At 67.5% G+C, this 12,003-nt stretch carries 10 protein-coding genes; 8 read left to right on the top strand and 2 right to left on the bottom strand.

Annotation, left to right across the window (positions count from 1 at the left end):
• The first annotated feature begins 268 nt into the window (after positions 1-268).
• Together ACFWO8_RS19605 and ACFWO8_RS19600 are read left to right on the top strand one after the other, a co-directional pair.
• On the top strand, positions 269-2,356 hold the full coding sequence (locus tag ACFWO8_RS19605) for a hypothetical protein (protein WP_378952848.1): 2,088 nt from the start codon (positions 269-271) through the stop codon (positions 2,354-2,356).
• Between the two features lie 47 nt (positions 2,357-2,403).
• Positions 2,404-4,206, top strand: a complete 1,803-nt coding sequence (locus ACFWO8_RS19600) for a hypothetical protein (RefSeq protein ID WP_378952845.1) — start codon at positions 2,404-2,406, stop codon at positions 4,204-4,206.
• A gap of 15 nt (positions 4,207-4,221) precedes the next feature.
• Here ACFWO8_RS19600 and ACFWO8_RS19595 read toward each other — a convergent pair whose 3' ends face one another.
• Positions 4,222-6,189 carry a glycoside hydrolase family 15 protein gene (locus ACFWO8_RS19595; protein ID WP_378952842.1) on the bottom strand — a complete coding sequence of 656 codons (1,968 nt, stop codon included), beginning with the start codon at positions 6,187-6,189 and terminating at the stop codon, positions 4,222-4,224.
• Positions 6,190-6,329: 140 nt separating this feature from the next.
• On the opposite strand from ACFWO8_RS19595, the gene ACFWO8_RS19590 reads away from it, so the two are divergent.
• Positions 6,330-6,566 (top strand): hypothetical protein, encoded by a 237-nt coding sequence (locus tag ACFWO8_RS19590; protein ID WP_194828689.1) that lies wholly within the window; start codon positions 6,330-6,332, stop codon positions 6,564-6,566.
• Between the two features lie 111 nt (positions 6,567-6,677).
• On the opposite strand, the gene ACFWO8_RS19585 is transcribed toward ACFWO8_RS19590, so the two are convergent.
• On the bottom strand, positions 6,678-7,727 hold the full coding sequence (locus tag ACFWO8_RS19585; RefSeq protein ID WP_378952838.1) for a M48 family metallopeptidase: 1,050 nt from the start codon (positions 7,725-7,727) through the stop codon (positions 6,678-6,680).
• A 74-nt stretch (positions 7,728-7,801) separates the two neighbouring features.
• Between ACFWO8_RS19585 and ACFWO8_RS19580 the strand changes: the two genes are divergently transcribed.
• The 5 genes from ACFWO8_RS19580 (at position 7,802) to ACFWO8_RS19560 (ending at position 11,893) form a co-directional block, all read left to right on the top strand.
• Positions 7,802-7,891, top strand: a complete 90-nt coding sequence (locus tag ACFWO8_RS19580) for an Ms4533A family Cys-rich leader peptide (protein WP_019045829.1) — start codon at positions 7,802-7,804, stop codon at positions 7,889-7,891.
• Between the two features lie 210 nt (positions 7,892-8,101).
• A complete protein-coding gene (locus ACFWO8_RS19575) occupies positions 8,102-9,154 on the top strand; it encodes a sulfate ABC transporter substrate-binding protein (protein WP_378952835.1) in 1,053 nt (350 codons plus the stop codon).
• Between the two features lie 92 nt (positions 9,155-9,246).
• On the top strand, positions 9,247-10,098 hold the full coding sequence (cysT, locus tag ACFWO8_RS19570) for a sulfate ABC transporter permease subunit CysT (RefSeq protein WP_378952973.1): 852 nt from the start codon (positions 9,247-9,249) through the stop codon (positions 10,096-10,098).
• Positions 10,095-10,901, top strand: a complete 807-nt coding sequence (gene cysW, locus ACFWO8_RS19565) for a sulfate ABC transporter permease subunit CysW (protein ID WP_378952832.1) — start codon at positions 10,095-10,097, stop codon at positions 10,899-10,901. Before cysT ends, cysW begins: the two co-directional genes overlap by 4 nt.
• Complete coding sequence (locus ACFWO8_RS19560; protein WP_378952829.1) at positions 10,898-11,893, top strand: sulfate/molybdate ABC transporter ATP-binding protein; 996 nt, start codon at positions 10,898-10,900, stop codon at positions 11,891-11,893. Before cysW ends, ACFWO8_RS19560 begins: the two co-directional genes overlap by 4 nt.
• The last annotated feature ends 110 nt before the right edge of the window (positions 11,894-12,003 follow it).

The following is a 12,003-nucleotide window of genomic DNA, read 5'->3' as shown; positions in this document are numbered from 1 at the left end:
GACTATGCGTTTCACCGACCTCCTCGGCCGGCGAGCACCGACGTTATGGCGCCGAACTTCAGGCGTCGTTGAGCAATCGTTAGAGTTCTCTTGGGATCGTCGGCGCCCCTGATTCCCCGGGCTCGCCGAAAGATGTTGCTCGCCATAAGGTGAGTACCAACCGGCCTGGACGAAATGACAGGCCGATGTCCGGGAAATAGTGTTGGATGGGCCTCACTTCGCCGCTGTTTGTGGTGGGGAACCACAGCGATGCGATGTTGGAGCTTTGATGACGCGTGATCTGCCTTTCGATGACGGTGCCGCGCGCGCAGAGGGGTCGGAGGGGTCGGACACGGCCTACCGGATCGCCAACGGCGTGGCCAGGGTGGCCAGGGCTGGCGCCTACGTCACCGGTGGCGCGTTGGTCGCGGCCAACGGGACCACGCGCGAGCCGGGCACCAGCAATGCCGACAGCCGGTACGCGGGCTGGTCTCAGCAGACCGTGCCCACCGATCCGAGCCCGGACGCACCCAGCCCCATCGTGACCTTCCCCGACTTGGCCGTCGAGCCGACGCCTGCCCCCGTCGTGCCGCACACGCCGTTCTTCGCGCCGCCGAAGGCCGACGCCTCGATGGTCGCGGCGCCGGACGAATCCGGCTGGCGCCCAGAGATTCCCGGTTCCGATGATGATCGCGAATTCCGGATCCCCGGCAGCGACGAGCCGTCGAGCGGTATCGGCATTCCGGCCTACGGGCACGCACCGGCCGGACCCGGCTACGGCGACAACGCCTTCCCGCTACCCGGCACCTCCCCGGACCCCGGCTTCGACCTCCCCGGTTTCGAGGGTCTGCCCGGCCAGGGCAACCTCCCCGGCTTCGACCTCCCTGGCACTGGCAACGGCCTGCCCGGTTTCGACGGTCTGCCAGGCGGTGGTATCGGCATTCCGGGCTACGACGGCTTGCCCGGACAGGGTTTCGGCATCCCCGGCTATGACAGCGTCGGTATGCCCAGTGGCGATCTGGCCGGCCCCAACGCCCCCGACGGCATGTTCAACGGAATCGGCGATCTCGACGGTGCGTTCGACGGTGTCGGCGGCATGTTCGACGGTGTCGGCGCGATGGTGACCACCGACTGGCAGGTCGACGTCCACGTCGGGCTCGACGGGGTATGGGCCACCTCGCAGATGAAGGTCGACGTGCAGGTCGGCCAGGTCGGCGATCAGCTCGACGACTACGGCCAGTGGCTCGGTGACGGGCTGAAGGTTCCCGGCGACCCGGCGGCCACCTCGCCGACCGGGCCCGGCCTCGGCACCTCGCCGTCCGGCGGTTCCGGTCTCGGCAACTCGTCGTCGGGTGCTCCCGGCCTGCCCGGATCGTCGTCCTCGGGCGTCGGTCTGCCCGGCACCGCGGCGCCCGCCCCGGCGATCGCAGCGCCTGCCCCCGCCATCGCGGCACCTGCCCCCGCGCCCGTCGCCGCGACGCCGTTCGCCCCGGCTCCCGCGCCAGCCCCGGCCCCGATCGCCCCCGTGCCTGCGCCGATCGCGCCCGCCGCGCCCGCGCCGGTCGCTGTCAACCCTGTGGTCAGCACGCCGTTGCAGACCACCATCCAGCCCGACGTCGCCTCCACTCCGATCGCGAATGTGTTCGGCCAGCATGCCGTTTCGCCGCTCACCGCGCCCGCGGCCTCGGTGCCCGCCCTGTTCACCCCGCCCACGCCTACGAAACCCGTTGTGCTGCCCGATGTTTCCGGTGGCGGCAGCACCCCGACGACGGTGCCGGTGACCGTTCCGTCCAAGGTCCCGACGGTCGATATCGACACCCCGACGACCGTGAAGCTGCCCGTCCCCTCGGCCACGGTCCCGACCGCGCCCGATGACACCAAGGTGCCGATCACGGTGTCGCCGACCGGGCCGGCCAAGCCGACCGTCCCTGACGACGACATCACCACCAAGCCGGGCACTACCGGCGGCGTGACGACACCCTCCACCGGCGGCGTGACGACACCCTCCACCGGCGGGAGCACCCCGACCGTCGACGTGCCGAGTCAGACCGCTCCCCACACGACCGCGCCGGTGACAACCCAGCAGCCGACCGCTCCGACGAAGCAACCGACCATCGATCAGCCGACCAAGCAGCCGACCGTCGACATCGATCCGCCGACCGTGGTCACCCCACCGCCGGTGGTCACCGTGCAGCCCACCGTCGCGCCGGTAAAACCCCCGGTCATCGAGACCAAGCCGATCGCCGCCGAGTTCGACCAGCACGACGGCGGTTACCATGGCGTTTCGGCCGGATTGTTCGATACGGGCATGGGTGGTGGCGATTTGCTCGCTTCCGCGTTTCCCATCGAGCACCATGGGTATGACTTCGTGGTCTGAAACACGACGATTTCGGCCGTGTTCGATGCGACGAGAGTGAGGAACAGTTGTCTGCCGCAGCCGGACTGCAGACCGCGACGGTGAAGCATCCGGATGTGATGGCTCCCGTTGTCGCGCTGGTCGACGAACTGCGGGAACTGGTCCGCTCGGGCGGCCGCAACGACCTCGACGCGCGCCTCGGGATGGTGCGGGCCAGGCTCAGCGATCCGCGGGTCCGGATCGTTGTCGTCGGTGAGCCGCAGGCGGGGATGAGCACGCTGGTCAACAGCATGGTCGGGTCCCCGGTCAGCGCCACCGAGGGCAAGCCGAGCGTTCCGGTGATCGTCGAATACGGCCAGGCGCCGAAGGCGACGCTGGTGAAATCGGCGCCGGGCGGCCGGGTCGAACGGGTACCCGTCGATCCGCTGAACCCGCTGCCCGCCCTGACCGCCCTCGGCGTGCTGCGCGCCGAGTTCGCCGAGCCGAGCGCGCTGCTGGCCGACGGTCTCGTCGTGATGGACGCGCCGGGTTCGACCGCCCACGAGGCGGCCGCCTGGTCGATGATCGCCGCCGCCGACGTGGTCCTCTACGCCGCGGATTCCGCCGCCGAACTCACCGAGGCCCAGCTGGACTACCTGCGCCGGGTCGAGCAGGTGTGCCCGGCGGTGGTCTGCGTGCTCACCAAGATCGACCGCAACCCGCACTGGTCGCTGACCCAGCGGCGCAATCGCACGCTGCTCGACGGTGCCGGGCTGAACTTCGCGGTGGCGCCCGTCTCGGGTCTGCTGCACCGGGAGGCCACCGAGCGCGGCGACCAGCAGCGTGATGCCGAGTCGGGGGTGCCCCAGCTCATCGATCATCTGAGTGAATATGTTGTCGCCCAGGCTGATTCGGTGGCAGTGGCGGCCGCGGTGCGCGATATCGCGCTGATCACCGACCAGCTCACCGTCACCCTGCGGGCCGAGTCGGATACGCTGCGCGACCCGCGCAGGCGCGCCGAGATCACCCAGCGTCTGGCCGCCGCGCGCACCACCGCCGACCAGTTGCGCCAGCGCACCGCCACCTGGCAGGTCACCCTCGTCGACGGCAGTTCCGAGCTCAGCGCCGATATCGAGCACGATCTGCGGCACCGCTTGCGCACGCTGGTCCGCGAGGCCGAGGCCGAGATCACCCGCACCGATCCCGCCCGCAAGTGGGCCGATTTCGCCTCCGAACTCGATGCGCGGATCTGTGAGGCGGTCGAGGAGAACTTCGTGATGGCGCACTACCGTGCCGTCGAGCTCACCGAGCAGGTGGCTTCGAAGTTCCCGCCGGACAACCGAACCCCGCCACTGCCCGAACTGCGACTGACCAACCCCGGCGAAGTACTGGAACCGGTACAGCCGCTGGAACCTCTCGAAAGCGCCAAAGCAGGTGTGGGACAACAGCTGCTCACCGCGCTGCGCGGTTCCTACGGTGGCATCCTGATGGTCGGTCTCGCCACCAGCCTGCTCGGCATGTCACTGGTCAACTGGTACTCCGCGGGCGCGGGTGTGCTGCTCGGCGTGAACGCGCTCTGGGACGACCGTAAGAACCGCAAGCAGCGCAGGCAGGCCGAGGCCAAGGTGGCCGTCGCCCGGCTGGCCGATGACGTGATCTTCCAAGTGGGCAAGGAATCGCGGAACCGCCTGCGCTCGTTGCAACGAGTGCTGCGCGACCACTACACCGAGATCGCCGCCGAAGTGGGCCGCACCGCCGACGAGGCACTGCGCGCCGCCGAGGAAACCGGCCTGCGCTACGGCGACCACCGCGAACTGCGCATCACCGAGATCGATGCGGGCCTGCGCACAGTGGCCGGGCTGCGAGCCCGCGCCGAGCGTCTCACCTACTGAGCGGCCATCGGACCTTCACGGTCGGTGCGACGGTGCGTGCGCGGGCTGGAACTGACCGGCGTTGCGCTGGTCCTCGGCCCGGATCACGTGGGTCACGGCGTTGATCAGTGCCAGGTGGGTGAACGCCTGCGGAAAGTTGCCGAGGTGACGGCCGGTGCGCGAGTCGATCTCCTCGGCGTAAAGGCGCAGCGGGCTGGCCAGTCCGAGTAGCCGCTCGCACAGATTGGTGGCCCGTTCGAGTTCGCCGATCTCCACCAGCGCCGAGACCAGCCAGAACGAGCAGATCGTGAACGTGCCCTCCTCGCCCTCCAGTCCGTCGTCGGTGGTGTCGGTGCGGTAGCGCAGCACGAGCCCGTTGACGGTGAGATGGTCGGCGATGGCGAGCACGGTCGCGCGGATACGCCGATCGTCGGGCGGCAGGAAACGGGTCAGTACCGCCAGCAGCAGCGAGGCATCGAGAGTGTCGCCACCGTAGGTCTGCGTGAGGATGCCCTCCTTGCTGACACCGAATTCGAGGACGTCGGCCCGGATCTCCTCGGCGATCTCGAACCACTCGGCCGCACGCTCGTGCTGGCCGTGCAATTGCGCCAGCCGGGCACCGCGATCCAGCGCCACCCAGCACATCACCTTCGACGAGGTGAAGTCCTGCGGTTCACCGCGCACCTCCCAGATCCCGCGATCGGGTTTGCGCCAGTTCGCGATCGCCGCGTGCACGGTGCGTTCGAGCAGCGGCCACAGCGATTCCGGTATCTGCCCGCGCGATTTCACGTGCAGGTACACCGCGTCGAGCATGGTGCCCCAGATGTCGTGCTGGTCCTGGTCGTAGGCGGCATTGCCGACGCGGACCGGGCGCGCGCCGTCGTAGCCGGAAAGATTGGGCAGCTCGTATTCGGTGATGCGACGTTCGCCGCCGATCCCGTAGAGCACCTGCAGGGGGACCGCTTCTCCATTGTCGCCGGTGGTGACGTCATCGAGGAAGGCGAAGAAGTCGTTGGCCTCGCGGTCGAGTCCGAGGGTGTAAAGGCCCCACAATGCGAAACTCGCGTCCCGCACCCAGGTATAGCGGTAGTCCCAGTTACGTTGTCCACCAGGCGTTTCCGGAAGTGAGGTGGTCGAGGAAGCGAGCAGTGCACCGGTCGGCGCGTAGGTGAGTCCCTTCAGCGTGAGCGCGCTGCGCTGCAAGTAGCTGCGCCACGGATGATCGGGGAAGTCGCCCTGGTTGATCCAGCGTCGCCAGCATTCGGCGGTCGCCCACATCTTCTGTGCCGCGTCGTCGAAGGTGGCGGGCGCGGGCAGTTCCGACCAGGTCAGCGCGACGAACACCTGGTCACCCTCGGACATTCTGGTGCGTGCCCGTGCCTCTCTGCCCTCCAAACCGAGACGCAGGTCGGTGGTGAGTATCAGCGACGGCCCGACAGCTGGATCGCTCGTCGCCCGCGCGGTCGCCTGCTCGTAGACCTTGCCGGTGTACTCCCATTTGGCCCCGCCCCGGTGGTAGTCGAACGAGGGCTGACAGCTCATTTCCAGCTCCACAGTGCCGCTCACGCACTTGACCGTGCGCAGCAGCATGTGTTCGGCATCCCAGTCCATCGGGGTGCGCCGGTGGGTTTTCGACCGGGCGATGTTGTTGTGCCACGGGCCGAGTACCAGCGCATCGCGCACGATCAGCCAGCCGGTTTCGGTCTGCCAGGTCGTTTCCAGGATCATCCCGCCCGGCAGATACCGTCGCGCCGCCGGCACGTTCTTGCCGTAGGGGCCGATGCGGAAATGTCCGGCGCTACGGTCGAGGACCGCGCCGAAAACGCTGGGGGAGTCGGGGCGTGGCACGCACATCCATTCCACCGAGCCGCTGCTGGCGATGAGGCAGCTGGATTCACAGTCGGACAGGAAGGCGTAGTCGTCGATGGGTGGAAACGCACCGCGACGGCCGCTGGAGGAGACCGGGCTCAGAATCGGCAGGCTGTCCACGCTGGGAGACTCCATACCCCATCATCACGGCGGTGCGGGCGCGCGTCCACCGCTGTGGGCAGCGATATCGGTTGATCCGCTGGTCGCGGCCCGGGAATTCGCTTGCGCCGAGTGGACGGCGAGGGCGTTCACGGTGACCGACTAGGCTGGTCGGCGTGCAACGCATCGCAGGTTGGTGGGACGGCTTCGAACTCTGGGTAGCCGGGCTGCCCTTCATTCCGCAGTTTCTCGTGGTGCTGGTCGGCATGGTCCCGATCAGCTTCGCCATCGCTTTCCTACTCGACCGCGGCTTGCGCATGGCCTTCCGCGTCCTGCGCCGCGACGATCGCACCGAACCGCCGATGCCGGTCACCCTCGCCGAACGCCCGACCGTCGGCAGCGGTGCCCGCTGATGCCACGTTCTCGCGTTCAGCTCGCTCTCCTCGCCCTGCTCGTTCTCGTCGTCATCGCCTGGTTCTTCACGCGGTAACCGGCGCGAGCACAAGCCCGCGCCGGCGCCGCGGCTAGTTCTTACGCCAGTCGTCGAAGCGTTTGCCCAGGTCCGATACTGTGCGGCCGACTTCCTGACCGACCGTGTTCACCGCTGAGCCCACATCGCGTCCCAGGTCGCGCACCGTGCGAACCAGCATGTCCTCGGACTGATCGAACGACTCGCGATAGTGCCGGGCCGCCTCCTTGACCTCCTCGCTGATGCGCGCGTTGCGGTCGTGCTCACGGCGCGGGTAGGTGCCGCCGAGCACCCGGTCGTAGTCGCCGGACTGGATCCAGCGACGCAGCTCGGCCGCGCGCAGCACCGAGAACGGGTGCGACTGCAATTCCAGGTTGAGCAGCTTGAGCACGCCGTCGCGCAGGTCACCCGAGCGCAGGTAGTCGTCGGCCTGGTCGAGGAACGCGCCGTGGTTCATCTCGTGCAGCCACGCGCCACCCGCGGTCTTCATGTGCACGCGCACCGAGGCGTCCACGTCCTGGCAGCACAGCAGCCCCGCCCGGTCGCCGGACAGCTCCGACTTGCGGCTCCACTCCATCAGAGCCGCCACGATCGCGCGCAACGCCCAGCCGCCCACCGGCATCCAGCCGACCGAGGCCGACAGGCGCATCAGGTGCATGAGCATCGTGCGATACACCGCGTGCCCCGACAGCGCGTGGCCGAGTTCGTGGCCTACGACGAACCGCAACTCCTCGGTGTCCATCAGTTCGAGCAGCCCGGTGGTGAGCACGATGAACGGCTTGTCCATCCCGATGGTGAACGCGTTCACCGACGGGTCCTGCAGCACGAACATCTCCGGCGTGGATTGCGCGTCGAGCACGCCGACGCAGTCCGCGCGCAACTGGTGCAACGTGCGGAACTGCCGATCGTCGACCCGCACGGCCGTCGCCAGATACATCAACCGGTGCTGACGCTCGCGCAGCAATCCCGACAGCGCCCGCAGCACCGTGTCGAAGCCGCTCAGTGAGCGCAGTGCCACGAGCGCGGTGCGGTCGGCCGGGTGTTCCCAAGCGCGCGTGCTGATCTCCGGAAAACGCGTGCGAACCCGGTCTGGAGCCATGGTCATAGAATGAAATTCCCCCTGGTTGATGAACTCTCGTCGATTGCGACCATCATGTCGCAACCTGCTACAGTCTGCCTGTGTCGTCGAGTGTCGCCCCGCAGATCCGCCATGAGTTGGCGTTGATCGCTGTCGGCAACCTCGCCGTCGCTGACATTCTCTGTCGATGATCGGCCACCGGACTCGTCTGCGCGTTTCTGCCCAGTAGACTGGCGCGCGCTTTCCCTTTCGCAGTCGAAGTCCGTCACTGTCGAGGCCACCGGCCCGAGTCGCGCCAACTGTCGTGCATTCCGCACACGGCAGGTCTACCGATCGATGAGCGTAATCCTGCCGCCACGAAAGATGTTGCGCCGCAGGTCCTTCCCGAAAGGTTCACCCCGATGTCTCGCAATACCTGGATCGGCTCGCGCCGTCGCGCCGCCGCCGTCGCTCTCACTGCTGTCGCCGCGCTCGCGCTGACCGCTTGCGGCGGTGGGGCCAGTGACTCGACCGACGGCAGCGACATCGTGGCCGACGGCAGTGGGGGCACCATCAACCTCTATGCCTATGCCGTGCCCAAGCCGGGATTCGACCTGGTCACGTCCGCGTTCAACGAGACCGAGGCAGGCAAGGATGTCGCGGTCCGGCCGTCGTACGGCGCCTCGGGCGACCAGTCGCGCAAGGTCAAGGACGGCGCCGAGGCCGATGTCGTGAACTTCTCCGTCGAGCCCGATATCACCCGCCTCGTCGACGCGGGCCTGGTCGAGGAGAGCTGGAACGCCGACGCCACCAAGGGCATCCCCTTCGGCTCGGTCGTCACCCTGGTGGTGCGCGAGGGCAACCCCAAGGGCATCAACGACTGGGACGACCTGCTGAAGCCGGGAATCGAGGTTGTCACCCCGAACCCGTTCAGCTCCGGCTCGGCCAAGTGGAACCTGCTCGCCCCATACGCCGCCAAGAGCGACGGCGGCAAGAACCCGCAAGCAGGTCTCGACTACCTGTCGCAGCTGATCTCCCCCGAACACGTGCGGGTGCAGCCCAAGTCTGGTCGCGAAGCCACCGAAACCTTCCTGCAGGGCACCGGTGACGTGCTGCTGAGCTACGAGAACGAGGCCATCTTCTCCGAGCGCAACGGCGACCCGATCGAGCACATCAACCCGCCGACCACCTTCAAGATCGAGAACCCGGTCGCGGTGCTGAAGAACGCCAAGAACCTGGCCAAGGCCACCGCGTTCCGCGACTTCCTCTTCACCGCCGAAGGTCAGAAGGCGTGGGCGCAGGCAGGCTTCCGTCCGGTTGACCCGAAGGTCGCCGCCGAGTTCGCCGAGGACTTCCCGACCCCGGCCAAGCTGTGGACGATCGACGACCTCGGTGGCTGGAAGGCCGTCGACAGGGATCTGTTCGCGCAGGGCACCGGCAAGGTCGCCGTCATCTACGACCAGGCCACCAAGTAGTCGGTGACCCGGCTCACACGCGATACTGGACAACTGTGACTGACAGCAGTGGGCCCGCCGGGACCGGGGAAACCCCCGATCCCGGCGGCGCCGTGAAACTGGACAAAAAGCCGCCAGCCCCGCGCCGACCTCGCTGGTCGTGGCTGCGCGTTACCGGCTCGGTGGGCCCGTTCGGCATCGGTGTCGCCGTGATGTGGCTCAGCGTGATCGTGCTGCTGCCGCTGGCAGCGCTCACCGTCAGCTCCTTCGAAGAAGGCTGGTCGGGCTTCTGGGACGCGGTCACCGCGCCCTCGGCGCTCGACTCGCTGAAGGTGACGATCGGCGTCTCGGTGATCGTGGCCGTGATCAACATCGTGATGGGCACCCTGATCGCCTGGGTGCTGGTGCGTGACGAGTTTCCTGGCAAGGGCATCGTCAACGCGCTGATCGACCTCCCGTTCGCGCTGCCGACGATCGTCGCCTCGATCGTGCTGCTGGCGCTGTACGGCCCCAACAGCCCGGTCGACATTCAGCTCAACGCCACCCAGCCAGGTCTGGTCGTGGCGCTGGCCTTCGTCACGCTGCCTTTCGTGGTGCGCTCGGTGCAACCCGTGCTCATCGAGGTCGACAAGGAAGTGGAACAGGCCGCGCTCTCACTGGGCGCGAGCAACTGGACGACATTTCGCCGGATCGTGCTGCCCACGCTCACGCCCGCGATCATCTCCGGCGGCGGGCTCGCCTTCGCCAGGGCGATCGGTGAGTACGGTTCGGTGGTGCTGATCGGCGGCAATATCCCGCGCGAGACGCAGATGACCTCGCAGTACATCCAGCAGCAGATCGAGGTCGACCGGCCGGTGAACGCGGCCGCGGTATCGGTGGCGCTGCTGGTCATCTCCTTCGCCACGCTGTTCGTGCTGCGGCTGCTGGCAGAGCGCGCGTCCCGAAAGGAGAGGGCGGACCAATGAGGCTCTCCGTGTTCACCCGCCTTTCCCTGCGGACCGTTGCGCTGGGCTACCTGTTGATTCTGTTGGTCTTGCCGCTCGGCGTCATTCTGTACCGCACATTCGAGCGTGGGATCGGTGCGTTCATCGATTCGATCACCACGCCCGCAGCGATCTCGGCGTTCCAGTTGTCGATGATCATCGTGGCCATCGTGGTGCCGCTGAACGTGATATTCGGCGTCATCACCGCGCTGGCGTTGGTCCGGAGCAAGTTTCCCGGCCGCAATCTGGTCCAGGGTCTCGTTGACTTGCCGATCGCGACGTCGCCGGTCGTGGTCGGTGTTGCGCTGATCCTGCTCTGGGGTGCGGGCGGCTGGTTCGGTGCGATCGAGAACACCGGCTTGAAGGTGATCTTCAGTTTGCCCGGCATGGTGATCGCGACGATCTTCGTCACGCTGCCGTTCGTCGTTCGCGAGGTCGAGCCGGTGCTGCACGAGATCGGTGAGGACCAGGAGATGGCGGCGGCGACTCTCGGCGCCAATCGCTGGCAGACGTTCTGGCGGATCACTCTCCCCGCCATTCGCTGGGGCCTCACCTACGGCGTCGTGCTCACCGTGGCTCGTTCACTCGGCGAATTCGGCGCGGTGATCATGGTGTCGACCGCGCTGCCCGGCAAGTCGCAAACACTGACTCTGCTGGTGCACGGCCGCTACATCAACGATCACAACACCTTCGGCGCCTACAGCGCGGCCACCCTGCTGATGGGCATGGCATTGGTGGTTCTTCTCCTGATGACTCTTCTCGAACGCAAACGGGGCCCCGAATGATCACCGTGACCAACGCGCGCAAGAACTACGGTTCCTTCGCCGCTCTCGACGATGTCAGCATCGACATCCCATCCGGCGAATTGACCGCCCTGCTCGGCCCGTCCGGTTCGGGCAAGTCGACCCTGCTGCGGTCGATCGCGGGACTCGAGTCTCTCGATTCGGGCATCGTCATGATCGCGGGCAAGGACGTCACCCGCGTCTCACCGCAGAAGCGCGACATCGGCTTCGTGTTCCAGCACTACGCCGCGTTCAAGCACATGACTGTGCGTGACAATGTCGCCTTCGGCCTGTCCATCCGCAAGCGGCCGAAGAAGGAGATCGACAAGCGCGTCGACGAGCTGCTCGGCATCGTCGGCCTCGACGGTTTCCAGCACCGTTACCCGGCGCAGCTGTCGGGCGGTCAGCGTCAGCGCATGGCACTGGCTCGTGCGCTGGCCGTCGACCCGCAGGTGCTGCTGCTCGACGAGCCGTTCGGCGCGCTCGATGCCAAGGTGCGCACCGATCTGCGGCAGTGGCTGCGCAGGTTGCACGACGAGGTCCACGTGACCACCGTGCTGGTCACCCACGACCAGGAGGAAGCCCTGGATGTGGCCGACCGGATCGCGGTGATGAACAAGGGCCGCATCGAGCAGGTCGGTTCGCCCGAGGAGGTCTACGACCGGCCCGCCAACGAGTTCGTGATGTCGTTCCTCGGCGCGGTGGCCCGGCTCAACGGCCATCTGGTCCGCCCGCACGATATCCGCGTCGGTCGCGATCCCAGCATGGCGATGGCCGAACACGAGGGCACCGCCGAATCGGCGGGCGTCACCAGGGCCACGGTCGAGCGGATCGTGCGCCTCGGCTTCGAGGTGCGCCTGGAACTGCGCAATGCCGCGACCGGCGACCAGTTCGCCGCCCAGGTAACCCGCGGTGACGCCGCGGCGCTCCGCCTGACCGAGGGCGAGACGGTCTATGCCAGGGCGACCCGGATTCCGGACCTTCCGCACGCCTGATCCACCCTGCTACGAACGGGGCCCCGCGACATCCGTCGCGGGGCCCCGTTCGTGTTGCCGAGGGATTCGCCGACGGTACGAAACCCTCGTTGGACGCGGATCGGCGCAGG

This window comes from Nocardia sp. NPDC058480 (genome assembly GCF_042720495.1).
Classification (GTDB): domain Bacteria; phylum Actinomycetota; class Actinomycetes; order Mycobacteriales; family Mycobacteriaceae; genus Nocardia.
The sequence above is the reverse complement of the archived record's forward strand: the minus strand, read 5'-3'. Positions and strand labels throughout refer to the sequence as shown.

Bases quoted from the DNA above. Each gene is read 5' to 3' on its own strand.
- ACFWO8_RS19605 (WP_378952848.1), top strand. From the start codon at position 269: ATGACGCGTGATCTGCCTTTCGATGACGGTGCCGCGCGCGCAGAGGGG.
- ACFWO8_RS19595 (WP_378952842.1), bottom strand. From the start codon at position 6,189: ATGGAGTCTCCCAGCGTGGACAGCCTGCCGATTCTGAGCCCGGTCTCC.
- ACFWO8_RS19585 (WP_378952838.1), bottom strand. From the start codon at position 7,727: ATGACCATGGCTCCAGACCGGGTTCGCACGCGTTTTCCGGAGATCAGC.
- ACFWO8_RS19575 (WP_378952835.1), top strand. From the start codon at position 8,102: ATGTCTCGCAATACCTGGATCGGCTCGCGCCGTCGCGCCGCCGCCGTC.
- cysW (WP_378952832.1), top strand. From the start codon at position 10,095: ATGAGGCTCTCCGTGTTCACCCGCCTTTCCCTGCGGACCGTTGCGCTG.
- ACFWO8_RS19560 (WP_378952829.1), top strand. From the start codon at position 10,898: ATGATCACCGTGACCAACGCGCGCAAGAACTACGGTTCCTTCGCCGCT.